This window comes from Ferranicluibacter rubi (genome assembly GCF_011603255.1).
GTDB classification, from domain to species: Bacteria; Pseudomonadota; Alphaproteobacteria; order Rhizobiales; family Rhizobiaceae; genus Ferranicluibacter; species Ferranicluibacter rubi.
The window spans coordinates 465,907-492,547 of sequence record NZ_JAANCM010000003.1; the positions used below are offsets into that span (position 1 = coordinate 465,907).

Genomic DNA, 26,641 nt, shown 5'->3' on the forward strand with positions numbered 1-26,641 from the left:
TCCTACCAGAGAACATGCTCGACCGGTTGCACCGGCTTCGATCGCCCACCGGCACCGGAGAGATGTTCGAGATCGATCTGGATGGTTCGGCAGATCGAGGTAAGCGGCACGTCGTGTTCGCGGTTTTCAAACGGGTCCTGAAGATCGGCCCCGATACGGTCCATGGCGAGCAGCATGAAGCCGACGATGGTGGAGGCAAGCGGGGTATATATGGTCAGGCTGTCCACCAGGCCGACGGGCAGCAGGATGCAGAAGATGTGGACGAACAGCGTCGGATAGTAATCATATTCGCGCGGCAACGGCGTGTTCTTGATCCGCTCCATGCCGCCCTGCGCATTGCTCATGTCGACCAGAAGCGTCTCGATCTGCACATTGCGGATGGAGTCCGTCCAGCCGTTGCGGCGCGCCTCCGCCACCATGCCCGCTGTCCGGTTGAGAATGGCATTCGGCGCATTGCCCACACCTTGCAAAGACTGGATCTCGGCCTCGCCTAGAAACGGCCGGATCTCATCCGCGTTCGGCTGTCGGCGAAGATGGCATCGCAGCGCGTGCACATAGGCGATCTGGCGGCGCACGAGTTCGCGGCGGAACGCCTCGCTGCCGTCGCGACTTTCGATCAGATGCCAGACCTCGCGCCCGAAGGACCGCGACGCATTGACCATAGAGCCCCAGAGCGTGCGCGCCTCCCACCAGCGGTGATAGGCATTGTTGTTGCGGAAGCCGAGGAACAAAGCGAGTGCCGAGCCGAGCAGCGCCATCGGCAAGGTCGGAAGATCGAGCCAGGGATGCGGCAGATAGACGTAGGCCAGCGTGACGATGATGTCCCAGACGAACAGCAAGGCCAGCGGCCAGCCGATATAGCCGAGCATCTGGTGGAAACGAGCCGACTCCGGCAGAACCATTCGGGTGCTCCTTCGAGACTGCTGAACGTCAGCTTCTCTGCATATAAGGTGCAATGCAGCAAGTTCGAGTGCAGCGCACACCCTTTTTCGGGGGTTGGCAAATCGGCGCATTCAACATCGCGTCGGTCCCGATCAACGATCTACCGAAGTGACCTCGACGTCAGCGGGGGCAGACACCGATGTTCGAGCGGCAGACCCGAGGGCGATAAAGCCGTTCGTAGCCGCCTTCCCGGGCGCGGGTCGCCTGCTTGCGCTGGTGATCCAGCAGAGCCTGCGACGAGCTTGCCGGTCGTGGCGAAACATCCGTTGCGGGTTGCGGTGTCGAGCAACCCCAAAGCAGGGTAGCCATCCCCAGGAGGATCACCGCCTTTGGTGCGAGAGACCGTCGGCTCATTGCATTTCCTTCCTTATCGTCGTCTACCCCCGTAAGCTGGCGCTTCCGACACGGTGCGCGACGATGGCCATGATGCTGCCATTAAATGGCGCGATTTCGACCGCGTTTGATTAAAACTCTCTTAATCACGCCGCTCTACTTCTAACGCCTTCCGATGTGAATCGCAGCCGAACGGATTGCTCAGCGACGGTTCATATTGGCACATCTATTTTCCTGCCAGGGCTTGATGCTCACATATAAACGAGGAAGTTCAATGAAGAGATTTGGTCTCCTGCTGGCGTCGCTGTTCATCTCGTCCGCTGCCTACGCCGACGACATTTCCCTCGGCGTACCCGGCTATGGCGGTAGCGGTTGCCCGTCGGACAGCGTCTCCGCCACGATCAGCCCGGACGGCAAGGCGCTGAGCCTGCTGTTCGACAACTACATCGTCCAGGCCGGCGGTGATACGGGCAAGAACATGGACCGCAAGACCTGCAACGTGGCCATTCCGGTTCACGTGCCCCAGGGCCGCAGCGTTTCGGTTCTCGCTGTCGATTATCGCGGCTTCAACCAGCTGCCGCGTGGCGCCCGCTCGCAGTTCAACGTCGAATACTTCTTCGCGGGAACGCGCGGACCGACCTTCGTCAAGACGTTCTCCGGCCCCAGCGAACAGGACTACCTGATCTCCAACAAGATCGTTGCAGATTCCATGATCTGGTCGGCCTGCGGTGAAGACGTCAACCTGCGGACCAACTCCAGCATCCGCGTGAACACGACGCGCGGCCAGGAAGCCATGGCGACCGTCGATACGCAGGACGTAAAGGCCGCCATCGTCTATCAGCTGCAGTGGAAGACCTGCCGCTAACATGATCCGGCGCGGGTGGCAGGAGACTGCCGCCCGCGCTGATTGCTCTTCTTGCCCGCCTGCCTCCCTGCCCGTGAGAACCGTCCATGCGCCACAGCACATCGTTCGCCCTCTGTCTCCTGAGCATCGCGGCCACAACGCCCGGCCGGGCCGATGCCGCAGACGGATGCGCGGACGGGACGTTCTCCAGCGTCACCTCGCCTGACGGCAATGCGACCAGCGTGCTCTTCGACGACTTTTCGGCCACCGCCGGCGGTGGTGCCGGCACATCGCGCGCGACCAGCACCTGCCAGCTGAACATCCCGGTGACCCGAGCTGATGGCTTCAGCGTCTACGGCGTCGATTATCGCGGATTCGTAACGACGGAAGACGGACAGGCCGCGCAGATCGTCACCTTGCAGGACGGCCGCCAGGTTCTGAAGTACCAGGTTGCAGGACCACTGCAGGACGATGTCGCAACCGGCGGCAAGGTCGGCACGTCGGGCTCCGACACGCTCGGCCTGACGGTCGTCGTGGAAACGACGGCACCGATCGATCCCGACAATCCCGATGCCAGCCTGCTTCTCGACACGGTCGATATCACGCGCCTCGGCTTCACAACGCTCTCATCGGTCACGGCCTCGACGGACCAGCTGGCGCGCCAGCGACAGGCGATTGCCGCAGAGCTCATCGGCACGGCGCAAGGCCTTCTCGGTGAGGGCGAACGCTTCGATGCGGGCAGCGCGATCAGCCTCTTCGGATCGTCCAGCGCGGCGGCCGGCTTCAAGGGCCGGTGGGAAGCCGGAAGCGGCATCACCGTCCTCGGCGGCGCGGCGATCGTCAATCCCGACGACGACAACGTCTCGGTCGATACGCTGGCGCTGCTTGCAGGCGCCGTCCGTTACACGACGCCGCAGGCGACGTGGCGCGCCTTCGGCGAAGTCGGCCTCTGGGGCTCGCCGAACGTCACGGCGGATCTGTCGCGCCGCTATCTCAACGTCGACAATATCGTTTCCGCCGGCGGTACGGCCGATGGCTCGCTTCTCAGCTCCTACGGACGGATCGGCGCGGTTTTCGCGCCCGACCAGGCCAACGAGTTCGTGCTTTCGGCTCGCTTCACCAAGGCATGGCTCGACCTCGACGGCTACAGCGAGACGGCGACGGACAGAAACCTCTTCGCGGCCACCGTCCACGGGGGCACGTCGAGCGAGAACATCGTCAGCGCCGAACTTGCCTGGAGCCACCAGACCGAAGGCCGGCTGGACTACACGCTTTCCGGCGCCGTCGGCCGCATCTTCGCCGACGACAAGGCCGTTCGTGCTTCCGTCGATTGGGTCGGCGATGTCTCCGGCCGCGCTCGCGACCAGACCTTCGCCTCAGCCGGCAGCCGCATCGGCGTTCGGCTTGACGACGTCTGGCGCCTGGACACCTCAGTCGCCGCCACCTTCCGCCAGTACGACGATCCCGAGTGGAACGTCGGCGCGCAACTGAAGGCCGCGTTCTAGTCAAAGTCGGCCCGGCGATTCATGATCGCAGCACGCGCCCGCGTGCTCGCCGCTCTGTATGCGGCCCTCAACCCTGTGCGAAGGCCGTTCGTCACGTTTTCCCAGGCTTTGTGACCGACCAGACTACCGTCTCTTCAGCGCAAGCCGGGCGGTCAATCCCTGCCCATCAGGCAGCAGAAGGGACGCTCTTTCGGGTCAAGCGCTTCCGTTCGAAGAAAGCAAACAGTCGAACCCCATTTCCTCTATCGTATTATTTACCCATTTTTATATTATTTTCGTCATTTAAGATATTCTGCGCGAGCACCATAGCCAGTCCTCCCCCTGCCTGATGTTGTTCTCCCGTGCGTTGCTCAGTCGTCTGTCTCACACCCGCCCTCGGCAAGACATAAAATCAGCGAGCCCATGATGTCCTTCTTCAACAACCTCCAGATTCTCACAAAGATCGCCGCCACTCTCGGCATGTTGATCCTCATCGGTATGGGGGTCAGCTACTCCAGCTATGCGTCCCTCTCCAAGCTTGAGCAGACAGCGGCGATGACGGACCATACGTATAAGGTCATCGACGCGCTGAACGGCATCACCGCCAGCATGGTCGATCAGGAGACCGGCATGCGCGGATATCTCGTATCGGCCAACGAGGCATTCCTGGCGCCGCAGAAGGCCGGTGTTGCTGCCTATGCCGCCGATCTCAAGAACGTTCGAAGCTTGACGTCGGACAACCCTGCGCAGCAGAAGCGCCTGGATACGCTGGAAGCTTTCGTCGCAGACTGGCACGAGAAAGTCTCCAAGCCGGAACTCGCTTTCATGGCAAACCCGGCGACACGCGACCAGGCGCGCGCCATCGAGACCAACGGTAGCGGCAAGGCCGCGATGGATGGCATCCGTGCGACCGTCGCAGAAATGGTCGAGATCGAAGCCGGTCTGCTGGAGGTTCGCGCCGAGGCCGCCGAAGCGGCGGCGGCGTCCGGCCGCTTCAACAATATCGCCGGCGGTGCCGGCATGCTGCTGATCTCCGTTCTTGCCCTGATCGTTCTGAATATCGGTCTCGTTCGCCCCGTGCGCGGCATGAACGATGCCATGCGCCATCTTGCAGCGGGACGAACCGACATCGCGATCCCGGGCAGCGGACGCGCCGACGAAGTCGGCGAGATGTCCGGCGCCGTCGAGGTTTTCCGTCAGGCGGCCATCGTCAACCGCCAGCTGGAGCAGGACGCCGAAGCCGTCCGTCGGCAGGCCGAAGCCGACCGCGTTCGCCTGACGGCCGAAGCCGAAGCAGCCGCACAGCAGCGTCTGAACGAGGCCACCTCGGGCCTTGCCAGCGGCCTGAAGCGCTTGGCTGCCGGCGACCTCACCTTCCAACTGAACGAGCCGTTTTCACCCGATTTCGAGGCCCTGCGCCACGACCTCAACAATGCCGTGAGCCAGCTGGGCGAGACGCTTCGCTCCGTGGCGCAGGCTGCCGGTTCGATCGATGGCGGCTCGCAGGAGATCAGCCGCGGTGCCGACGACCTGTCCAAGCGCACGGAACAACAGGCCGCTTCGCTCGAAGAAACAGCAGCCGCCCTCGACCAGATCACGGCCAACGTCTCGAATTCCTCCAAGCGGGCCGACGAAGCACGCGCCGTTGCCGTGCAGGCCAATTCCAGCGCCAGCCAATCGGGCAAGGTGGTCGCCCAGGCTGTCGACGCCATGGGGAAGATCGAAGCGTCCTCGAACGAGGTCTCCAACATCATCGGCGTCATCGACGAGATCGCCTTCCAGACCAACCTGCTGGCGCTCAACGCCGGTGTCGAGGCGGCGCGCGCCGGCGATGCGGGCAAGGGCTTTGCCGTTGTCGCCCAGGAAGTGCGGGAACTGGCGCAGCGCTCCGCCAAGGCGGCAAAGGAAATCAAGGAGCTTATTCGCAATTCGTCCGTCGAAGTCCAGAACGGCGTTCAGCTGGTCAGCGAAACCGGCTTGGCTCTGCAGACGATCGAGGGCTACATCATCACGATCAACCAGCACATGGACTCCATCGCCACGTCCGCCCGGGAGCAGTCCGTCGGACTCAGCGAAGTCAACATCGCCGTCAACCAGATGGATCAGGTGACGCAGCAGAACGCCGCCATGGTCGAGGAAACCAGTGCCGCTGGCGTGACCCTAGCGAGTGAAAGCAACAATCTTCGCCACCTCATCGGGCAATTCGCTCTCGGTGACACCGGCACACAATCGTCGGCGCTGCGTCACGCGGCGGCAACCATGAAGGTCGCAAACACGCCACGATACGCCAGCGCACAGCCGGCTGCGCGTCCCCGCAAGGCTGCTGGGGCATCGGCCGGAAACACAGCAGTCAACGATGGATGGAGGGAATTCTGATGCACCATGCGGCGAACTCGGCAATGCTGGAAATTATAGCCTTCCGGCTCCACGACCAGGAGTTCTGCGTCCGGACCGTCACCATCCGCGAGATTCGCGGATGGGCGCCCGTGACGCCCATTCCCCAGGCTCCCTCGGAAGTCCTCGGTGTCATGAACCTTCGCGGCACGGTCATTCCCGTGATCAACCTCGCGCTCAAGCTCGGCATGTCCGGTGCCGAACCGACCGAGCGCAGCGCCATCGTCGTCACGGAAGTGCACGGCATGGTCATGGGGCTTCTCGTGGACCAGGTCTCGGATATCCTTATGGTCTCCGCGGACCTGCTCCAGCCGGTTCCAGACATCACGTCGTCCGGCGCATCGGCCTTTTCCGATGGCATCATCGTCCAGCCAAGCGGCATGATCTGCTTCCTGAACCTCGATCGTATGTTCAACAGAAGCGAAGCGGAATTGCTGCTCGCCGCGTAAGCGGGCTAGACGGTTTTTGTAAGGGGGGCGCCCTTTGCTGGAACGCCGCTCCGACTGTCGAAAGTCTGCAACACCTACAGGGTAAAGCCCACGTCCCGGCACACCTGTGCCGGGCGACCTAGCTGCAAATTTTTTTAAGTGTTATCAGCATGTTGGGATAACTGGGCATTCTGAAAGCACTCTTGGCTGTTCGGAAACCGTTTGCCTCGTGTAAGCCACTGAATTCATTGCAGCCTCGGAACCCTTCGATTGCCATTCCAGATCGCCTCCACGACGCCGACGACCGAAAGTCCCGTTATCGATGCGCGCAATCTCGTCAAGCGGTTCGACGGGATGACAGCGGTCGACGGGATGTCGCTGCGGCTGGCGCGCGGCGAGATGGTGGGGCTGATCGGACCGAACGGAGCGGGCAAGACGACGCTCTTCAACCTCATTGCGGGCACGCTGAAGCCGACATCGGGCGAAATCCGGATCGGCGGGCGCGACGCATCGCAGGACCGGCCGGAGCAGCGGATCGGGCTCGGCATCGGGCGGACATTCCAGATCCCCAAGCCTTTCCTCGAAATGACCGTGCTTGAGAATGTGCTCGCGGGCGCGCAGCGCCAGGATGGCGAGAAGCTGCTCGCCAATTTCCTGCGCTTTGCCCATGTCCGTCGACAGGAAAAGGCAGCAATCGAAAAGGCGCGCGCGCTGCTCGCTTTCGTCACCCTATCGGATCTCGAGCATCAGCCGGCGCGGGTTCTCTCCGGCGGGCAACGCAAGCTGCTGGAGCTGGCACGCATACTGATGGCGGATCCGACCGCCATTTTGCTCGACGAACCCGCAGCCGGCGTCAATCCGGCGCTGCTGGAGACCATCATCGAGCGCGTGACGCAGCTGAACGCCGAGGGCACCTCCATTCTTCTGATCGAGCACAACATGGACATGGTTTCGCGTCTCTGCTCACGGGTCGTCGCCATGGCGCTGGGCAAGCCGCTTGCCGAGGGCACGCCGGCCGAGGTCGCGCGCGATCCCGCCGTGATCGAGGCCTATCTCGGAGCAATGGCATGAGCCTCGTCCCCGCTTCGCCGGTCGGTCCGGCGCTCGATATTCATGCGCTCGTCGCCGGCTACGAGCCGGACCTGCCGATCGTCCGTGGCGTGGACCTTATCGTTCCCAAGGGCGATTTTCTCGTGCTACTCGGTCCGAACGGTGCCGGGAAATCCACCTTGGTGAAGGCGATCGCCGGCGTCGTACCGATCCATGCCGGGGCGGTGCTGCTGGGCGGACAGGATATCACCAGCGTTCCCTCCCATCGCAAGATCGCGCGCGGCCTCGCCTTCGTTCCGCAGACCGAGAACATCTTCGCAACGCTCTCCATCCACGAGAACCTGCAACTCGCCGCAGCCATCCTGCCGAAGCCGGATCGTGCCGGCAGAATTGACGGCCTCTATCGCCGCTTTCCGGACCTCGCCCGCCAACCCTCGCGGCTTGCCGGTGCGCTTTCCGGCGGACAGCGCCAGATGCTTGCCGTCGCCCGCGCCCTGATCGTCGATCCCTCCGTTCTCATTCTCGACGAGCCCTCCGCCGGCCTGTCGCCGAAGATCGTCGGGGAGGTCTTTGCCATGCTGCAGGATATCAACGCCGATGGCGTCACCATCGTGCTGGTGGAACAGAATGTGAAGGCGGCATTGGCGATTGCGCGGCGTGCGGTCGTTCTGGTCGAAGGGCGTATCCGGCATGAGGGTCCCGCGGACGGCCTGTTCGGCGATCCTCTGCTCGCCCGCCTCTACCTCGGCACATCCCACGCAGGGGAGGTCGCCGCGCCATGAACCCGCAATTTCTCATGGACGGCCTCATCGCGGGCGCGATGATCGGCCTCGGCGCCATCGGCGTGACGCTGACCTATTCCATTCTGCGCTTTGCCAACTTCGGCCATGGCGAACTGCTCTCCTGGGGGGCCTATCTCGCTCTCGCCGTCAGCGGCGGGCTCGGCCTGCTTTCGACCTCGTTGATGCGGCCGATCGGTCCGTTCTCCTTCGGCTGGTCGCTACCGCTCGCCGCAATCATCGCCATTCTTCTGACCGGTCTTCTGGCGCTCGCCGTGGATGCCGTTCTCTTCGGGCGGCTTCGGGCGCGCGGAAGTGCCGTCATCATCCTCGTCATGGCGAGTTTCGGCGCATCGCTTGCGCTCCGCAGTCTGCTCGAATTCCTCTTCACGTCGAAGCCTGCTTATTTCACCAAGGCCCTGCAGATCGCCATGCCCATGGGCGCGGGACTGCGGGCAACGCCGGACCAACTTCTCTCGCTCGGCATCGCCCTTCTCGCCGTGCTTGCCGTGCACCTTCTCATGACGCGAACGGATATCGGTCGCTCCATGCGGGCGGTCAGCGAAAATCCGGCGCTCGCCGGGATCGCGGGTGTCGATGTGCGCCGCGTCATTCGGGTGGTGTGGATGCTCGGCGCGGGGCTCGCCTGCCTTGCCGGCATCATGACCGGGCTGCTCGTACAGATTCGCCCCTATCTGGGTCACGACCTCCTGCTGCCGCTGTTTGCCGCCGCCATCCTGGGCGGCATCGGCAGCGTGCCCGGCGCCATGCTCGCCGGCCTCATCGTCGGCCTGTCGGAAGCCGCAGCGGTGCAACTGGTTGGTGCCGAATGGCGGGCGGCCGTCTCCTTCGTTATTCTGGTGGCGGTGCTCCTCTTCCGGCCGCGCGGTCTCTTCGGGAGACCGGCATGAGCCTCGATCTTCTCGCCTACGCCGCCTTCTTCCTGACGATGGCACTGACCTATGCCGTCATGTGCCTCGGGCTGAACCTGCAATGGGGCCAGACGGGCCTTTTCAATGTCGGCATCGCCGCATTCGTCGCGATCGGCGCCTATGTCTCCGCGCTCCTGACGACCCCACCCACACCGGACCGGTTCGGCGGCTTCGACATGCCGATCCTCGTCGGCTGGCTGGGGGGTGCGGCGGCGGCCGGCCTTGCCGCATGGCTCGTCGGCGCCCTCACGATACGGCTGCGATCCGATTACCTCGCCATCGCGACCTTCGGCGTGGCCGTCTGCGTGCAGCTCTGCGTGCTCAATCTGCAAGGCCTCACCGGCGGCGCTTTCGGTATCGGCTTCATTCCCCGCCCCTTCTCGCACCTTGCGGGCAATGTGCTTGCCTTCGGGCTTGCCAATCTGGCCTTGATGGCGGGCCTCGTGGCCGTCCTCTATCTCGCCCTCGAACATCTGGCGAAAAGCCCCTGGGGCCGTGTGCTCCGGGCGATCCGCGAAGATGAAACCGCTGCGCAGGCGCTTGGCAAGCGACCGATCCGCTTCCGACTGCAGGCCTTCACCATCGGCGGCGCCATCATGGGGCTTGCCGGCGCAGCGCAGGGTCATTTCATCGGCTTCATCGCGCCCGACAATTACCTGCCGGTTCTGACCTTTCAGGTCTGGGCCATGCTGATCGTCGGCGGCTCGGGCAACAATCGCGGCGCCATTCTCGGGGCCATCCTCGTCTGGGGGCTGTGGGCTCTCTCGGCCGCAGCCGTGTCGGCCTTCGTACCCCCGGAACAGCAGGCGCGCGCCGCAGCCTTACAGATCGTCGCGATCGGCGTCGGCCTGTGCGCCATCCTTCTTCTTCGGCCCCGCGGCATTCTGGGCGAGCGCAGCGCGCTCGGCCCCCGCGGAAAACACGGGCGCAGACCCGGGAGACGTCCAGATGACCGAGCGCCTTGACCGTATTCGCCTCACCCCGGAGCTGGAGATCAGCCGTCTTGTCTGCGGCCTCTGGCAGGTCGCCGATATCGAGAAGGACGGCACGACGATCGACCCGGACAAGGGCGCCGACGCCTTGCAGGACTATGCCCGTAACGGCTTCGACACATTCGACATGGCCGATCACTATGGCTCAGCCGAACTGATCACCGGCCGTCTCCTGTCGCGGTATCCGAACGAACCACGACCCGTCGCCTTCACGAAGTGGTGCCCGGAGCCTGGCCCCATGACACGCGATATCGTGCGGCGCGGCATCGAAGAGCGGCTGACCCGGCTCGGCGTCGAGCGCATCGACCTTCTCCAGTTCCACTGGTGGACGTTCGAGCACCCGGCCTGGCTGGATGCCCTGCACGAGATGCAGCGGCTCAAGGAAGAAGGCCTGATCAGCGCGCTGGGCTTGACGAATTTCGACGCAGGCCATCTGGCGCTGGCGCTGTCCGATGGCATCGAGATTGCCACCAATCAGGTTTCCTTTTCGCTGGTCGATCGCCGGGCCGCAGGTGCGCTGTCGGATCTCTGCGCAAAGCGCAGCGTCAAGCTGCTCGCCTACGGCACGCTGTGCGGCGGGTTTTTGTCCGAGAAATGGCTCGGCAAACCGGAACCGGATGCGATCCCCGACTGGAGCCGCTCGAAGTACAAGCGCTTCATCGACACAGCCGGCGGCTGGGCCGCATTCCAGGGCATCCTCGAAGCCGCATCGCAGATCGCCAAGCGGCATGGCGTGTCGCTGTCGAACGTCGCCAGCCGCTGGGTTCTGGAACATCCGGCCGTTGCCGGCACCATCATCGGCGCACGGCTTGGGGAAAACGAGCATCGCGGCGACAATCTGAAGGTCTTCGGCTTCGCGCTCGATGCGCAGGACCATGCGGATCTCGATGCGGCTTTCGCCGCCACGCAGCCCATCCCCGGTGATTGCGGCGATGAGTATCGCAAACCGCCGTTCCTGACCGCATCTGGCGATCTCAGCCACCATCTGAGTGCCATTCCCTCGATCTACACCGCCGAGCCTGTGCCCGGCCGGCCGGGACGCAGCCGTGTTTCCTCCGGCAGTATCTGGGAGCCCATTGCCGGCTACAGCCGTGCCGTCCGCGTGGGCGATCGCATTCACGTCTCCGGCACGACAGCCACGCATGCGGCCGACCGCTGCGTCGCGCCGGGCGATGCGGGCGCGCAGGCCACCTACATCCTCGACAAGATCGCCGCATCGATCACCGCGCTCGGCGGGTCAATGGAGGATGTGGTGCGGACGCGGGTCTATCTGCGCGACGCCAGCCAGTGGGAGCCGGTCTCCCGCGCTCACGGCCGCGTGTTCGGCACTGTCCTGCCCGCCAACACGATGGTGGAGGCGGGCGATCTGATCGGCGATTACGCGGTCGAGATCGAGGCGGAGGCCATCTGCGACTGAACCGCGGACAGCAGCCTCAGGCGCGCTTGCGCCCGGGCAGTTTCGGCAGCAGCACCGTGAGCAGGCCGAGCAGCGGCAGATAGGAGCAGAGCCGGTAGACGAACTCGATGCCGTAGCGGTCGGCAAAGAGACCGAGGACGGCTGCGCCGATACCGCCGAACCCGAAGGCAAAGCCGAAGAACATGCCGGCGATCAGCCCTACCCTGCCCGGCACCAGTTCCTGCGCGAAGACCACGATGGCGGAAAATGCGGAGGAGAAGATGAAGCCGATGATGATGACCAGCGCCGAGGTCCAGAAGAGATCGGCATAGGGCAGTATCAGCGCGAAGGGGATGACGCCGAGGATTGAGAACCAGATGACGACGCGGGCGCCGAACCGATCGCCAATCGGCCCGCCGAAGAACACGCCGGCTGCGGACGCACCGAGGAACAGGAACAGCATGACCTGCGCATCCTGCACGCCGACACCGAATTTCTCGATCGCGAAGAAGGTGAAGTAGCTGGAGAGGCTGGCAAGATAGGCGTTCTTCGTCGCGGTGAGCACCGTCAGCACGGCCAGCGTCCACAGCACCTGATTGCGCGGCAGCGGCAGGGCACGATCGAGCATGGGCCGACCCGCCGTCGCGCGGCGGTGGCGCAGATACCATGTGCTGACGAAGGACAGCACGATGAAGCCGACGATCGCGATGATCGAGAACCAGCCGAGCGTCTGCTGCCCGCGCGGGATGACGACGAACGCCGCCAGCAGCGGCCCGATGGCCGTTCCGGCGTTGCCGCCGACCTGAAAGAAGGACTGTGCAAGCCCGTGCCGCCCGCCGGAGGCGAGCCGGGCAACGCGCGAGGCTTCCGGATGGAAGACGGCGGAACCGACGCCGATGAGGCAGGCGCCGATGACCAGCACCTCGAAACTATGCGCGAACGCCAGCGTGAACAGCCCGGCACAGGTGGCGAGCATCGCCGCCGGCAGCGAGAACGGCATGGGCCAACGGTCCGTCACCACCCCGACCACCGGCTGCAGCAGCGATGCCGTCACCTGGAATGCGAAGGTCAGAAGCCCGATCTGGACGAAATCCAGCGCATAGTTCGCCTTGATCAAAGGGTAGAGCGAGGTGAGCAGCGACTGCATGATGTCGTTGAGCATGTGGCAGAAGCTGGCCGCCGCGATAATCGAAAAGGCCATGGTGTCCGCCCGGACCCCGCCTGGTGTGGTTACGCTCGCCATGATGGACCTCTCCTGCCCGTTTCGGCGCGCAATGCGCCCGCTCGCTCCTCCTACAGGCCTTGACGCTGGCCTGCCTTTGCGCTCTGGTCCACTTCTTTCGTGAGTGGGCCAAATGCGTTTTACGGAATTTCCGACCATCGGTGTCGATCTCGATGAGCACCGCCAGAGCCTGAACCGGATCGATGCGGCGCAGGAGCCGCTCTATGCGATCGGCCGGAGCTACAAGGCCGGCATGCGCAGCCCCATGCACTCGCATCGAAAGACGCAGCTCTGGCACGCGCGCCGCGGTGTGGTCGTTGTCGGCACCAGCGACCGGCGATGGATGATACCGCCCGGCCACGGCCTCATCATTCCCGCCGGCCTGGAACACGCATCGGAGACGATGAGCCCGGTCGAGATGCTGTCGATCTACGTCGATACGCAGCTGGCATTCGTCGAGCGGCCGAAGGTGGTCAACGTCACCACACTCGCAGCGAACCTGATGGACGAACTGGTGCGCGATGCGCCGCCTTTTCCAAAGCCGCGGCGGCGGGAGCTGATCATGGATCTGTTGCTGGACGAGATGCAGCAATTGCCCGAAGTCCCGCTCGGTCTGCCCTTTCCGAACGACCCGCGGCTTGCCGCTGCCTGCCGGGCCTTTCTGGAGGCGCCGCGCGCGGTTGCGAGCATCGATGACTGGGCCGCAACGCTTGCCATGAGCCGCCGCAGTTTCACGCGCTTCTTCCGCACCCAGACCGGCGTCAGCTTCGTGACGTGGCGCCAGCAGGCCTGCCTTTTCGCCTCGCTGCCGCGGCTTGCCGCCGGGCACTCGATCACCAGCGTCGCGCTCGATGCGGGCTACGAGAACATCGCCGCCTTCACCACCATGTTCCGCCGAATGATGGGCAGCCCGCCGCGGCAATATCTCCTCTCGCGGTGAGCGAGCAGTTTGCGCAATCTGGCTGGCAATCTGCTCGGTTCGGCGGGAAATATGACAATCATCTGCCGTTTCCGTGAGCATTTGCGGTTGCTACCATCGTCCTCTGCAACGAGGAAACGCCCCATGTCCGCCCTGCCATCTGAAAAGGCCCTGATCCCCTTCGTCAGCGTCGAGAACATGATGCGCCTCGTGCATCATCTGGGCATCGAGCGCGTCCTTTTTGAACTGACGGACACGATCGAGGACGACTTCCGACGCTGGGAGGTCTTCGATAAAACCTCCCGGATCGCCTCGCATTCACGGGACGGCGTGATCGAGCTGATGCCGACCTCCGATGGCGAGATCTACGGCTTCAAATATGTGAACGGACACCCGAAGAATATGGCCGCGGGCCTCCAGACGGTGACCGCCTTCGGGCTCTTGGCCGATGTCGCGACGGGCTATCCCGTCCTGCTGACGGAAATGACGCTGCTGACGGCACTGCGCACCGCTGCGACCTCCGCCATGGCCGCACGGCATCTCGCCCCGGAGGGCACGCGGGTGATGGCCATGATCGGCAACGGCGCGCAGGCCGAGTTTCAGGCGCTGGCGATGAAGGCCGTCCTCGGCATCACGGAGATCCGGCTCTACGATATCGACAGCCGCGCGACCGAGAAGACCGTCCGCAATCTGACAGGCTCGGGCATCGTGCTGCACGCCTGTGAGAGCGCCGAACAGGCGATCGAAGGCGCTGGCATCATCACCACCTGCACGGCGGACAAGCAATATGCGACGATCCTGACCGACAACATGATCGGCAGCGGGGTCCACATCAACGCGATCGGCGGCGATTGTCCGGGAAAGACCGAGCTGCACCGGGATATCCTGCTGCGCGCCGATACCTTCGTCGAATATCCGCCGCAGACTCGTATCGAGGGCGAGATTCAGCAGATGGCGCCGGATTACCCGGTGACGGAGCTTTGGAAGGTCGTGCGCGGCGAAGCGCCCGGCCGGCGCGATGCGCGGCAGATCACGCTGTTCGACAGCGTCGGCTTTGCGGTGGAGGATTTCTCTGCGCTCCGCTATGTCCGCGCGGCGCTGGCGGGTACCGATTTCTTCCAGCAGATCGACATCATCGCAGATCCCGACGATCCACGCGATCTCTTCGGCATGCTCCAGCGCGCGGCGGCCTGAGCCGGCAGCGCGACAGGAGATCAGAAGAAGAAATCGCCCTTGTCGAGATGAGCGAGCTTCACGCCCTTGAGCAGGATGCTGTCGCCGCCTGTGGCATCGATCATCACATCGTTGCCGACCTGCCGGGCATGGTTCGCCATCAGGTCCTTGAAGCTGGTGATCGCCTTCACGCCGGTCAGGTCGAGAATATCGTGGGCTTTGCCGCTGGCGACAAAATCCGTGATGACGTCGCGGCCGTCGCCGGTGGCGAACACGAACTGGTCGATGCCGGCACCGCCCGTCAGCGTATCCGCGCCGCCATGGCCCCAGATCATATCGTTGCCGGCCTTGCCGTCGATCCGGTTGTCGGCACCATTGCCGTGGATCTGGTTCGCCAGCGCATTGCCGGTCGCGTTCACCGCCGCCGTCCCGCCCAGCGTGAGGAACTCAAAATTGTCGGCCAGCGCGTAGCTGACGCTGGAGATGACGAGATCGTTGCCGGCATTCTTGGCTTCGACCAGCAGAGTGCGCGCGTTGTCGATGACATACGTGTCGTGGCCCGCACCACCCGCGACCTTGCCCATGACGGTACCGCCACGACCATCGAAATAGTCGTTGCCGCCGCCCAGGAGCACATCGCCCTTGATCGTGCCGCCGTTCGTCAGCGACTGCTGGCCATCGCCGCCCTTGAACGCAAGACCGGACACCGCGGAAAGAACGCCGCTATTGTTGAAGCTGGCGTGATCCGCCTTGGTGAAATCGACAGCGCTGCCCTTGGAGGCGGAAATCGTGCCACTATTGGCGCCGCGCGCCGCGTCACCGACGACGGCGATCCCGATGGCACCGCTCATCGTGCCCAGATTGTTGACGATCACGCCACTGGCGGTGACGTTGACAGCCGTGCCACCGACCGCGATCGTCTTGCTGTTCGTCACGGTGCCGTTCGCGCCGGAAAGCGCGACACCATCGACGCTTGCCTGCAGAGCCCCGGAGTTCGTGACGACGGCATTCTTGCCCTTTGCGACGATAGCGCTGGCGCCGCTGCCGACCGTGCCGTTATTGGTGATGATCTCTGAGACACCGCTTGCCACGATGCCATTGCCGCGCGCGCCGATCGATCCATTGTTGGTCACGGTCGAGGCCATTCCGTCAATCACAATGCCGGCGGCAGTGGCAGACGAGATGTCCTTGTTGTTCGTCATGGCCACGCGGTCGCCGGAAAGCTTCACGGCATCCGTCTGTCCGGCCATCCGGCCGTTGTTGACGACCATGGCCGCGGCACCCGCCACAGAGACAGCGCTGCCGGCCGCCGACGAAATCGTGCCCTCGTTGGCGACATTCGCTTTGCTGCCGATCACGTTGACGCCGGCCTGCTTGCCGGAAATACCACCGCGATTGACGATATCCATGCCGACAGCCGTCGCCGATATGCCGAAGGCCCCCGCGACGATCGATCCGGTCTCCGAGACGACGACGGACCCCTTGAGCTCTCCCGCATTGGCCGCGCCGAACGTCACGCCGGACACACCGGCCGAGATCGTCCCATCAACCACGACGGCGCGCTCCTTTGCGAGACCGGACGCAACGATGCCGCTTTCGGTAACCGAAATGGTCACGTCTTTGACGAGCACCAGCGTGGTGTCGGCTTCGGTGAAGCTGACACTGGTCTTCGTGTTGTTCGTAAGGAACGTCATGGCCATGGGCGGCACGCTATCACTGCTGTGGGTTGATTGCCTCTTACACGATAAGCATGCGGAAATCGACTAGCGATACACCCGACTGGCCTCTGATGCCGTCGGTTCTGCGATAAATACGCAACATGCTTAACGCACGAAGGACCCTCTCTTAGCCAAACGCTGACGTCGAGGGGAACTTACGACTCGCGGACGTCTTTACGCGGTATGAGAGTTCGCACTGGAAACCAATCCGTCATCGTGGTCGTCGTCGTGTCGGTCGTCTGCATCCTGTTCGTCTACGCCGCTTCAACGCGTGTCGAGGATGCGTCGGGCCGGGTCGATCCGAAGGCGAGCATGCTGGCACCCGGCAAGAGCTAAAAGAGGCAGAGATAACATGGCGTTGAACCGAACAGCCCTGAGCATCGCCATCCTTGTTGTCACTGTGATCGCGATCGGCTGGTTGATCATGAGCCCATCGCAGAATGACCCGGCCGGAGGGACAGCCGGCACGCCATCCGCTCAGAGCCCGACGACACCGAACAATCCCGGGCCGACCACAGGCGCGCAGTAGCGCATCGTCATTCCCATGGGCCCATGGGCGACATTTCTCAAGCCGAGCGGCTCACGAGGTGGTGTCCGTAATCCATAAAGCAGACACGGTGAACCGTCGCCATCCTGCCGTATATCCCGACAGTGATTCGCGACGGAGGATGCTTCCGCGGTGCTTTTGGAAACTTCAGTCGGCACGAAACGTATCGGCCAAGCCACGGAAACACCAAAAACGGTCAACTGCAGCGCACAAATAGGAAAGTGTTAGCGAAGATTAACTGTACGTTAACCATGCGAGCGAGAAATGAGGTGGAAGAACCCTGATTCCATCACTGGATGCACGCCGCCCATGTTTCATACAGCTCTCGCAATTGCAGGAAGAACCGCCATGCAGGGCGCGTTTCTGGCCTTGGGCGCCTCGGCACTTTCCGGTTGCACGCAGACGGGCGGCCTGAAACTGACCTCGGCGCCGACCGAAGTCGCGGCCGAAAAGGCGCTGGCTTTTCCGCCGCCCGGCGGCCCGGCGATCGTCAGCGTGATCGAGCGCAACTTCTCCAACGCCGTCCAGCAGGACATCATCCTGAGCACCGATGCCCGTAGTCGCGGCCAGAATTACATTCAGGTGCGCTATTTCGGCCCCGCGTCCACGCCGTTCGCCGGCGCGTCGCGCCTGTCGACCGGGCTGATGACAACGGCCCAGGCTGTGGGCGAGATGCGGTCGGAGTTCCCGACCATCCGCATGAGCATTTCCCCGAGCTTCGTTCAGAACAATTACGGCGCTTTCGCCTATGCTTACGGGACCAATCCAGGTTCCGGCGATGCATGCCTCTACGGTTGGCAGCAAATCAAGGCACCTGATAATTACGTGCGCACGTTCCACTATCTCGGCAGAATCCAGACCCGCGTCCGCTTCTGCCAGACCGGTGCGTCTCGCGACGAACTGCTGTCGATGATGTACCATTATACGCTGACAGGCGCCTTCGACAGCGTCGGTTGGAATCCCTATGGCAACGTTCCGCCTCTCGACCCCACGGTCGGGCAGCTTGGCCGGCCGATCTATGCTGCAGGCGCCGGCGCCCGGCTTCAGCCCCCGACACCCGCACCTGTCGCTCCGGTCCGCCCGGCCATTCGGAGCCTCGAGAGCCAGAACACGCGACCTGCGGCCCCGCGCGTCGAGACCGTCAGGCCGATCGTTCCCGCCGTCGCCATCCCCGCGCCGAACATGGTCACGCGCTCGCCTCTGGCAAGGACGGGCCAGCCCACCGGGGCTGATATCGAACCACAGACGCTGCCGGGCCCCTCGCGCCTGCCGGGTCCGACCACGACACCCGCGACGGCGCCTGCACCCGGATCACAAACCCCGCAGGCACCGAGACCGACGAGCCAGTTGCAGCAGCAGGGCCTGACCCGCGTATCGAGCGCTTCCCCGTTGCCGGCCCGACCCATCATTCCGGCCGTTCCCTGCACGATCTCCCCCACCAGCTCCTGTGCGGGAGACATGTAAACCATGAGCCATATCCAGCTGCATTCGGGACAAGGAAACTAGGATCATGGTCAAGGCGCTCATCGTCATTGCATGGATCTGCATGTCGATCGTCATCGTGGCGATCACGACGCTGCCGGTCAGCCTCCAGACGCATCTGGTTGCCGCCTTCCTCTGCATGGCGCTGCTTGCCGTGCTGAAGGTGCTGAAGGCGGAAGGCAACTGGCGCCTGATCGGGCTCGGCTTCGGCACGGCCATCGTTCTGCGCTATGTCTACTGGCGCACCACCAGCACGCTGCCGCCGGTCAACCAGCTCGAAAACTTCATTCCCGGCTTCCTGCTGTATCTCGCTGAAATGTACAGCGTCGCGATGCTGGCGCTCAGCCTCTTCATCGTCTCCATGCCGCTTCCCCCGAACCGGCCCCGCCCGGGCTCGGCGGATTATGCGCCATCCGTCGACGTCTTCATTCCGACCTACAACGAAGACGCGGATATGCTGGCCAACACGCTCGCCGCCGCCAAGAACATGGACTACCCGCCGGAAAAGCTGACCGTCTGGCTTCTGGACGATGGCGGCACCCTGCAGAAGCGGAACGCGGCCAGCATTCCGGACGCGCAAGCCGCCCAGCGCCGCCACGAGGAGCTGAAGGAACTCTGCCGCAACCTCGATGCCAATTATCTCACGCGCGACCGCAACGAACATGCCAAGGCCGGCAATCTGAACAATGGCATGCGCCAGTCCCAAGGCGACCTCATCACCGTCTTCGACGCCGACCATGCGCCGGCGCGCGACTTCCTGCGCGAGACTGTGGGGTATTTCGAGGAGGATCCGCGCCTCTTCCTCGTGCAAACGCCGCACTTCTTCCTCAATCCCGACCCGATCGAGCGCAACCTGAAAACCTTCAACAAGATGCCGAGCGAGAACGAGATGTTCTATGGCATCATCCAGCGCGGTCTCGACAAGTGGAACGCCGCGTTCTTCTGCGGTTCGGCAGCGGTGCTCAACCGGCGCGCGCTCGAAGACACCAACGGCTTCAGCGGCATCAGCATCACCGAGGACTGCGAAACGGCGCTTGCGCTCCACGCCCGCGGCTGGAACAGCGTCTATGTGGACAAGCCGCTGATCGCCGGGCTCCAGCCCGCCACCTTCGCAAGCTTCATCGGCCAGCGCAGCCGCTGGGCGCAGGGCATGATGCAGATCCTCATGTTCCGCATGCCGCTGTTCAAGCGCGGTCTGAGCATGCCGCAACGTCTTTGCTACATGTCCTCGACGCTCTTCTGGCTGTTCCCGTTCCCCCGCACGGTCTTCCTGTTTGCGCCACTGTTCTACATCTTCTTCGATCTGGAGATCTTCGTCGGCTCCGGCGGCGAGTTCCTGGCCTATACGACCACCTACATGCTCGTGAACCTGCTCATGCAGAACTATCTCTACGGCCGCTTCCGCTGGCCTTGGATCTCAGAACTTTATGAATATGTGCAGACGGTGCACCTGCTGCCCGCCGTCATTTCGGTCATCTTCAACCCGTCGAAGCCCACGTTCAAGGTGACGGCAAAGGACGAGTCGATCAGCGACAACCGTCTTTCGGAGATTAGCCGGCCGTTCTTCGTCATCTTCGGCGTGCTGCTCATCGCCACCGTCATGTCGTTCTACAAGATCTATGCCGAGCCCTACAAATCCGACGTGACGCTGGTCGTCGCCGGCTGGAACCTGTTGAACCTCCTCTTCGCCGGCTGCGCGCTGGGCGTGGTGTCGGAACGGCGCGAAAAGTCGTCGTCCCGGCGGGTCAACGTCAAACGGCGGTGCGAATTCCGCGTGGGCGACCAGTGGTTCCCGGGCGTCATCGAAAACGTCTCGGTCAACGGTCTTCTCGTCCACGTCTACGATCGCTCCATGCAGCCGCTGACGGTGGGGGCTATGGAGGAGATCCGCGTCGAGACGTTCAGCCCGGGCGCGCCGTCCTCCATGCCGGTCAAGATCGTGCGTAGTGGCCGGGGCGACGGCTTCGTGCTCGTCGGCTGCACGTTCGCGCCGCGCGAACCGCAGGAACGGCGGCTGCTTGCCGATATCATCTTTGCGAATTCTGCACAGTGGACGGAGTTCCAGATGGGCCGGCGGCGCAATCCCGGCCTTATCCGTGGCACGATCAGCTTCTTCGCCATTGCGCTCTACCAGACCAATCGCGGCCTCTTCTACTTCTTCCGCAGCCTTGGTGGCGCGAAGGAAGCAGCGGCCCCCGTCAAGAAGGAGGCAGCGAGACCATGAAGCCCTTCGTTATCGCCTGCACGCTCGCCCTCCTCGCACCGTCGCAGCTCCTCGCTCAGACCACTCCCTTCGACATGTCTCGCGAGCGGCCGGCAACCCCGGCTCAGCCGGCACCGTCGCCCGCCCCGGGCCAGCCGCCGGCGCAAGTTCCGGCGCAAGCACAGCCGCCCGCAGCGGCACCCGAGGCACGCCCACAGCAACCAGCAACGCAGCCGGCGCCCTTCCAGGTCTCGCCCGGAGCGCCCACACGCCCGGCGCCCCAGCCAACACGGCCAACGCCGGCCACACCGACGGCTCCCCCGCAGGCCGAGGCGAAACCGCGTGTCCAGACAGCTTCCGACACGGACGCCAGCCGCCGCTACATCCTGCCGTTCGGCAAGCTCAGCCTCTCCGGCGAGGCCGACCGGCGGACATGGACGATCTATGTGACGCCCGAACAGGCGAGCGCTGCCACGGCCATCACCATCGGCTACCAGAACTCCATCGTCGTCGCACCGGAGGCCTCCACCTTCTCTGTCGAGCTCAACGGCAGCGTCATCGGCCAGGTGCCGGTCGCCTCGGCCGATGCGGTCAGCGATCTCGTGCTGCCGCTTCCGGCCGGCGCGCTGCAGGCCGGCGCGAACGTCGTGCGCCTCGCCACGCAACAGCGCCACCGCACCGATTGCAGCATTCAGTCGACCTATGATCTCTGGACCAATATCGACCCGAGCCGGACATATCTGACCTTCAACGCACCGGTCGGCAATCGCTTCTCCAGCATCGACGATATCCCGGCCGTTGGCCTCGACGCCACGGGTGCGACGACGATCGACATCATTGCGCCGGCACTGACGAACCCGAGCCGGTCGAACATGCTGCTGCGTCTCGCACAGGCTCTGGCCTTGCGCGTGCAGATGCCGAACCAGACCGTTGCCTTCCACGCGACCATGCCCACGGCACCGGTCGCAGGCACCCTGACCGTGCTGGTCGGCACGCAGCTTGAGATCGAGGGCCTGATCCCGGCTTTGCCGGCAGGCACCGCGGTCGGTCCGACCGTAACGTTTGCGCCTGCCGCAATGCCCGGCTTGAGCACCCTTGTCGTTACCGGCCCGACGGCCGAAGCTCTCCGACAGGCGGTGGAAACCCTGGCAAGCCCTCTCGACACGGCGCCGGGCACCTCGCGCACCACCTTCTCCACCAAGGCGTGGAACACGCCGGATGCGCCGATCCTCGTCGGCGAGACGCGCATGCCGCTCTCGCAACTCGGCATCACCACCAGCGAGTTCTCGGGTCGCCGGTTCCGTACGGAGTTCATGCTTGGCGTTCCCGCGGACTTCTACGCCAGCGCCTATGGCGATGCCGTGATCCTGCTCGATGCCGGCTATGCCGCGTCGGTCCTGCCGGGCAGCCGCATCGACGTCTATGTCAATGGCAATATCGCCACCACCACGCCACTCTCCACGGCCGGTGGCGGCATCCTCAGCCATCTCCCGATCACCGTGACGCTGCGCCACTTCGTGCCCGGCGTGAACCGGATCTCGATCGAAGCCGTGCTGCTGACGGAAGACGACGACGCTTGCGCCACAGGCACGCCGGCGCAGACCACGCCGCGCTTCGCGCTCTTCGACACCACCGAATTCCACATGCCGGATTTCGCGCGGATCGACAGCAGCCCCAGCCTTGCGGCCACATCCTCGACGGGCCAGCCCTATCGTCGGGCCGAACAGCCGACGGCGCTCTATCTCGACCGCCTCGATCCCGAGACGCTGTCGGCCGCAGCCACCCTCGTCGGGCGCCTCGCCGTTGCCGCGGGCAACCCGCTCGCGCTGGAAACCGTAGCCTCCCCGGCGGCTCTCGGCGATCGCAACGCCTTGATCGTCGGCACGATGTCGCAGCTTCCCCCGCCCTTGCTGACCCAGATGCAGATCGGTGCGGCGCCCGCCAACTGGGGCACACACCATGCGGGCGGGCCGGCAAACGGCGACAGCGGCACCCTGTTCGAGGAATGGCGCCACAAGGTTTCCGGTGGCAGCTGGCTCGGTCAGGGGTCTCGTCTCGAAGCCTGGCTGAAGAGCGATCTCGACCTGTCGATGGACTCGCTACGCTTCCTGCCCGGCGAGGAAGAGAATTTCTCTCCGGCAGACGACGTCAGTTTCATGATCGCCCAGGGCCGCAGCCCGTCGGGCGCCGGCACATGGACGCTTGCAACCGGGCCAACGCCGGCAAGTCTTCAGACCGGCATGAGCGCCATGGTGCAAGAGGCGCGCTGGAATGGCATCGAAGGCCGGATCACGACCTTCGAGGAGGCGACCGGAAACGTGGCGATGGTACCGGTGCACGACCTGCATCTGAACCCGACGCAACCCTTCTCGATCGCCAACTGGCGCCTGATCGCGGCAAACTGGCTGTCGACCAACATCCTCTTCTTCGCCGTGATGTTCATCGCCGGCTTCGCCCTTCTCGGCATCATCACCACGCTGATGCTGCGCCTCCTGGGGCGCAGCCGATGAGGACGACAAGCGGCTCCGCATCGACGCACGCCCCCCGGGCGTTCTCTCTTCCTCGGACAGTTCACCGGGAGTTCCCATGACAACCGCCCGCATCCTGCTTTTCTCGACGCTGGCCGCAGCAACCGCAACGGCGATCTATTACGGCCCCGCTCTGCTGCCCGAGAGAGAACTGACGACCGGCACGATCGCCGCCCCGCCCGCCGTCGACGAGAAAGGCAACCGGCTGAGCCTGGTGCCGCCGAGCCCGACCGTGCGCCGTGGCGACCGGCGACCGGCCGACCTATCGCAGGCGCTTCCGCCTGCCGTTCCCGCCGCAGATACTGAGACTGCGACCGAGGCCACCACACCGGATATGTCCGGGGAAGCGGCAGCGGAGCCGGAGCTGCAAGGCGCCGAACCCGTGATCAAGGCGCAGTTGCAATCGCAACCGCCTGTGCCCGCACAAACCCAACCCACTGCGCCCGCGGCCCCTGCAGCATCCGCGCCGCCGAAGCCGACCGTGGATGAAGGGGCGCTCCGCTACTTCGCGCGTCTGGGCGACACCGTGCGCCTACAGGCCGAGATCGCACGCCTGCGCACGCTCTATCCCGACTGGGAACCTCCGGCCGATCCGCTCGCCGTGCCGCAGAATGTCGATACGCAGCTGGAAGCCATGTGGGCGCTTTATGGACAGACGCGCTATGCAGAGGTGCGCAAGGCCATCACCGAGAGACAGGCGCGCGAACCCGGCTGGCAGCCGCCGGAAAATCTTCTGTCGATGCTGGCGCTCGGTGAAGCCCGTCAGCGTCTCGTCAACGCCTCCAACCTCCAGCAGTTTCCGACCGTCATCGACGTCGCCGCGGAAACGCCGCAGCTTCTCGTCTGCAGCGAAATCGACATTCTCTGGCGCCTCGCGGAGGCCTTCGCAAAAACCGACCGGCAGCAGCGGTCGTTGGATGCCTATACCTATATCCTCTCCAGCTGCACCGAGGGCCCCGACCGGCTGGCGACCTTGCAGAAGGCTGCATCCCTGCTGCCGCGCCCGATGGTCGAGCAGTTGCTGACGCAGGAAAAGACCGATCCGTCCGGCAAGGGCGAATTCGAGCCCGTGAAGGACGATCTGGCCCGCCAGTTCGTCGCCGCCGCCGGCGAAGATCCAAAGCTCACCGTTCCCCCGGCCTATCTGACCCGGCTGGAGCGCGTCTCCGAAGTGGGTGGTAAAGCCTCCGACGCGCTGCTGCTTGGCTGGTACTACGTGCGCCGCAACGGTGCCGAACAGGCGGAAACCTGGTTCCGGCGGGCACGGACGGCAGAAGATTCCGCAGCAGCGTCGCAGGGCCTCGCCCTGACGCTGATCGCACGCAACAATCCGGGTGAGGCTGAAGCCACGCTCTATCCCTGGCGGGATACGTCCGACGACACGCGCGCTACCTATCTCGCCGCCGCCTCGAACCTCCTGGCCCTCGACCCGCCCATCGTGATCGCAGCGGACGTGCTGCAACGCATGGCGCAGGAAGCGATGCGCTCCCGCAATGCCGACGTCGCCCAGCAGTTCGGCTGGTACGCCCGCGCCTTCGAACAGCCGCAGCTCGCGCTGCAATGGTTCTCGACCTCGCTGACCTGGAAGCCCGATACCGAAGCCTCTGCCTATGGGCTTGCGATCACCGCAAATCAGCTTGGCATGACGAACGATGTCGCGCGAATCCAGAGACAATGGGCCGGACGTTCCCCGCGGATCGCCATGCTCGGCGAAGAAGAAGACCCGAACCAGCCTCAGCGCATGGCGCAAGCCGGAACGGTGGCCGATGAACCCGTTCGCGAGACATCGCGGTCACCCGCGCGGCAGCCCGCGCGGACCGTATCTGCGCAGACGAGCGCCGAGCCGGCAGCGCCGGTGCGCCAACGCACCGCTCGTGCTGTCCCTGCCAATCGTGGCGCGGCGCCGACATCCGGCCGAGGCTGCAGCACCTTCGGCGACGCTTCCGGACTTTCGGCCGGTGAAGCGCTGCGGCGCGGCTGGTGCCTGATGGAGTTGAACCGGCCACTCGAAGCCGTTCACCATTTCGACGCAGCGATCCGCACCGGCGACACGCGCATCCGCAGCGAAGCCGCTTACGGCCAGAGCCTTGCCTATCTGCGTCAGGGCCTGACCGACAAAGCTTCCGTTGCCGCGACGCGTGGACCGATGGATGCGCAGAAGGCGACGGAACTGCAGATCGCCCTCCTCTCCAACCGCGCTTTGGTTGCTTTCGACCAGAAGCGGTTTTCAGAGGCCCTGATCCTCCTCGACCGCCGCGCGCAACTGGCACCCGAACGCATCGATCTGATGGTGCTGCGCGGTTACGCCCTTCTCGGGCTGAACCGCTATGGCCAAGCGATCCGGACCTTCGAAACACTGGCGGCGACCGGCGATCAGGAGGCCATTCGCGGTCTTGCCAACGCCCGCGCGGCAACACCGTCCGCCATCGCGACGAGGAACTGAGGTCCGAGGCAAAAGGTAACGCGTTTCAGCGAAGGCCTTGGGGTAGGTTCCCAAGGCCTTCGCTGGTTTTCAAGACCCTTCAGGTCTCTGTTGCCGTTACTGCCGCACGACGATCCGGGCGCCTTCCGGCACGCGATCGTAGAGATCGATGATATCCTGGTTGATGAAGCGAACGCAGCCGGAAGATTGAGCCTTGCCAATGGAGCGCCAGTCCGGGTTGCCGTGCAGGCGGTAGAGCGTGTCCTGCCCGTTCTGGAAAATGTAGAGTGCGCGGGCGCCCAGCGGATTGGTGATGCCCGGTGCTTGGCCGCCATTGCCGATGGAGTAGCGGGCAAGCTTCGGCTGACGGGCGACCATCTCGTCGGGCGGCGTCCAGCGCGGCCATTTCTTGCGCCACTGGATGACGCCTTCGCCCTGCCAGGCAAAGCCATCCTTGCCGATGCTGACACCGTACCGCATCGCGGTACCGCCTTTCTCCACTAGATAGAGATAACGGGCCTTGGTATCCACGACGACGGTGCCGGGCGCTTCACCCGTGGGATCGATGACGCGCTGACGGTAGAAGCGCTGCGGGATGTTCTTGTAGGGAATGGCTGGAAGGCTGAAGCCTTCATCCGTGCGGGCCGCGTAGATGACGGCGGGATCGGGCTGTTCGCCGTCATAGGTCTTCGGCACGATTGCGTTGACGACGGGTTCGAAGAACGTGCCGATGCCCTGCGTGGAGCAGCCAGTGAGAAACGTCGCGGAAGCGACACCTGCGCATCCGAGAAAGCGTCGGCGCGAAAGCGAAACGATGGTCGTCATCGTGGAGCCTTGAAGTTGGACAGGCGCG

At 64.2% G+C, this 26,641-nt stretch carries 21 protein-coding genes; 17 read left to right on the plus strand and 4 right to left on the minus strand.

What is annotated here, in order from left to right; all coding sequences use genetic code 11:
• Nucleotides 1–2: 2 nt before the first annotated feature.
• The gene (locus G8E10_RS08810; protein ID WP_110801531.1) at nucleotides 3–902 is read right to left on the minus strand and encodes a bestrophin family protein; all 900 of its coding nucleotides are present in this window, start codon (nucleotides 900–902) and stop codon (nucleotides 3–5) included.
• Between the two features lie 647 nt (nucleotides 903–1,549).
• On the opposite strand from G8E10_RS08810, the gene G8E10_RS08815 reads away from it, so the two are divergent.
• From G8E10_RS08815 to G8E10_RS08855, 9 genes are all read left to right on the plus strand, one after another.
• The gene (locus tag G8E10_RS08815; RefSeq protein ID WP_110729340.1) at nucleotides 1,550–2,140 is read left to right on the plus strand and encodes a DUF4360 domain-containing protein; all 591 of its coding nucleotides are present in this window, start codon (nucleotides 1,550–1,552) and stop codon (nucleotides 2,138–2,140) included.
• A gap of 86 nt (nucleotides 2,141–2,226) precedes the next feature.
• Nucleotides 2,227–3,624 carry a DUF4360 domain-containing protein gene (locus tag G8E10_RS08820; protein WP_110801530.1) on the plus strand — a complete coding sequence of 466 codons (1,398 nt, stop codon included), beginning with the start codon at nucleotides 2,227–2,229 and terminating at the stop codon, nucleotides 3,622–3,624.
• A 405-nt stretch (nucleotides 3,625–4,029) separates the two neighbouring features.
• Nucleotides 4,030–5,979 (plus strand): methyl-accepting chemotaxis protein, encoded by a 1,950-nt coding sequence (locus G8E10_RS08825; protein WP_110801529.1) that lies wholly within the window; start codon nucleotides 4,030–4,032, stop codon nucleotides 5,977–5,979.
• Nucleotides 5,979–6,446, plus strand: coding sequence for a chemotaxis protein CheW (locus tag G8E10_RS08830; RefSeq protein WP_165910639.1), 468 nt, complete (start codon nucleotides 5,979–5,981; stop codon nucleotides 6,444–6,446). Before G8E10_RS08825 ends, G8E10_RS08830 begins: the two co-directional genes overlap by 1 nt.
• A gap of 249 nt (nucleotides 6,447–6,695) precedes the next feature.
• A complete protein-coding gene (locus G8E10_RS08835) occupies nucleotides 6,696–7,496 on the plus strand; it encodes an ABC transporter ATP-binding protein (RefSeq protein ID WP_245420131.1) in 801 nt (266 codons plus the stop codon).
• Nucleotides 7,493–8,257 (plus strand): ABC transporter ATP-binding protein, encoded by a 765-nt coding sequence (locus tag G8E10_RS08840; protein WP_110801527.1) that lies wholly within the window; start codon nucleotides 7,493–7,495, stop codon nucleotides 8,255–8,257. Before G8E10_RS08835 ends, G8E10_RS08840 begins: the two co-directional genes overlap by 4 nt.
• A complete protein-coding gene (locus G8E10_RS08845) occupies nucleotides 8,254–9,165 on the plus strand; it encodes a branched-chain amino acid ABC transporter permease (protein WP_110801526.1) in 912 nt (303 codons plus the stop codon). The genes G8E10_RS08840 and G8E10_RS08845 overlap by 4 nt, the downstream gene beginning before the upstream one ends.
• On the plus strand, nucleotides 9,162–10,151 hold the full coding sequence (locus G8E10_RS08850; protein WP_110801525.1) for a branched-chain amino acid ABC transporter permease: 990 nt from the start codon (nucleotides 9,162–9,164) through the stop codon (nucleotides 10,149–10,151). Before G8E10_RS08845 ends, G8E10_RS08850 begins: the two co-directional genes overlap by 4 nt.
• Complete coding sequence (locus G8E10_RS08855) at nucleotides 10,135–11,595, plus strand: aldo/keto reductase (RefSeq protein WP_110801524.1); 1,461 nt, start codon at nucleotides 10,135–10,137, stop codon at nucleotides 11,593–11,595. Before G8E10_RS08850 ends, G8E10_RS08855 begins: the two co-directional genes overlap by 17 nt.
• A gap of 16 nt (nucleotides 11,596–11,611) precedes the next feature.
• On the opposite strand, the gene G8E10_RS08860 is transcribed toward G8E10_RS08855, so the two are convergent.
• On the minus strand, nucleotides 11,612–12,817 hold the full coding sequence (locus G8E10_RS08860) for an MFS transporter (protein ID WP_110801523.1): 1,206 nt from the start codon (nucleotides 12,815–12,817) through the stop codon (nucleotides 11,612–11,614).
• A 112-nt stretch (nucleotides 12,818–12,929) separates the two neighbouring features.
• Between G8E10_RS08860 and G8E10_RS08865 the strand changes: the two genes are divergently transcribed.
• Nucleotides 12,930–13,736 (plus strand): AraC family transcriptional regulator, encoded by an 807-nt coding sequence (locus G8E10_RS08865; protein WP_110801522.1) that lies wholly within the window; start codon nucleotides 12,930–12,932, stop codon nucleotides 13,734–13,736.
• A gap of 123 nt (nucleotides 13,737–13,859) precedes the next feature.
• Entirely contained in the window at nucleotides 13,860–14,909 is a 1,050-nt protein-coding gene (locus tag G8E10_RS08870; protein ID WP_110801521.1) for an ornithine cyclodeaminase, read from the plus strand.
• Nucleotides 14,910–14,929: 20 nt separating this feature from the next.
• Here G8E10_RS08870 and G8E10_RS08875 read toward each other — a convergent pair whose 3' ends face one another.
• Entirely contained in the window at nucleotides 14,930–16,588 is a 1,659-nt protein-coding gene (locus G8E10_RS08875) for a calcium-binding protein (protein WP_132664999.1), read from the minus strand.
• 201 nt (nucleotides 16,589–16,789) lie between these two features.
• Between G8E10_RS08875 and G8E10_RS08880 the strand changes: the two genes are divergently transcribed.
• The 6 genes from G8E10_RS08880 to G8E10_RS08905 all read left to right on the plus strand — a co-directional run bounded on the left by G8E10_RS08880 (nucleotide 16,790) and on the right by G8E10_RS08905 (nucleotide 25,809).
• The gene (locus tag G8E10_RS08880) at nucleotides 16,790–16,942 is read left to right on the plus strand and encodes a hypothetical protein (RefSeq protein ID WP_165910640.1); all 153 of its coding nucleotides are present in this window, start codon (nucleotides 16,790–16,792) and stop codon (nucleotides 16,940–16,942) included.
• A 16-nt stretch (nucleotides 16,943–16,958) separates the two neighbouring features.
• On the plus strand, nucleotides 16,959–17,135 hold the full coding sequence (locus G8E10_RS08885; RefSeq protein ID WP_165910641.1) for a hypothetical protein: 177 nt from the start codon (nucleotides 16,959–16,961) through the stop codon (nucleotides 17,133–17,135).
• A 366-nt stretch (nucleotides 17,136–17,501) separates the two neighbouring features.
• Nucleotides 17,502–18,617 (plus strand): cellulose biosynthesis protein BcsN, encoded by a 1,116-nt coding sequence (gene bcsN / locus G8E10_RS08890; RefSeq protein ID WP_165910642.1) that lies wholly within the window; start codon nucleotides 17,502–17,504, stop codon nucleotides 18,615–18,617.
• A 46-nt stretch (nucleotides 18,618–18,663) separates the two neighbouring features.
• On the plus strand, nucleotides 18,664–20,859 hold the full coding sequence (gene bcsA / locus G8E10_RS08895) for a UDP-forming cellulose synthase catalytic subunit (RefSeq protein WP_110801518.1): 2,196 nt from the start codon (nucleotides 18,664–18,666) through the stop codon (nucleotides 20,857–20,859).
• Complete coding sequence (locus G8E10_RS08900) at nucleotides 20,856–23,348, plus strand: cellulose biosynthesis cyclic di-GMP-binding regulatory protein BcsB (RefSeq protein ID WP_110801517.1); 2,493 nt, start codon at nucleotides 20,856–20,858, stop codon at nucleotides 23,346–23,348. The genes bcsA and G8E10_RS08900 overlap by 4 nt, the downstream gene beginning before the upstream one ends.
• Nucleotides 23,349–23,424: 76 nt before the next feature.
• Nucleotides 23,425–25,809, plus strand: coding sequence for a tetratricopeptide repeat protein (locus tag G8E10_RS08905; RefSeq protein ID WP_110807789.1), 2,385 nt, complete (start codon nucleotides 23,425–23,427; stop codon nucleotides 25,807–25,809).
• Between the two features lie 96 nt (nucleotides 25,810–25,905).
• On the opposite strand, the gene G8E10_RS08910 is transcribed toward G8E10_RS08905, so the two are convergent.
• Complete coding sequence (locus G8E10_RS08910; protein WP_110801515.1) at nucleotides 25,906–26,613, minus strand: L,D-transpeptidase; 708 nt, start codon at nucleotides 26,611–26,613, stop codon at nucleotides 25,906–25,908.
• Nucleotides 26,614–26,641 lie beyond the last annotated feature (28 nt).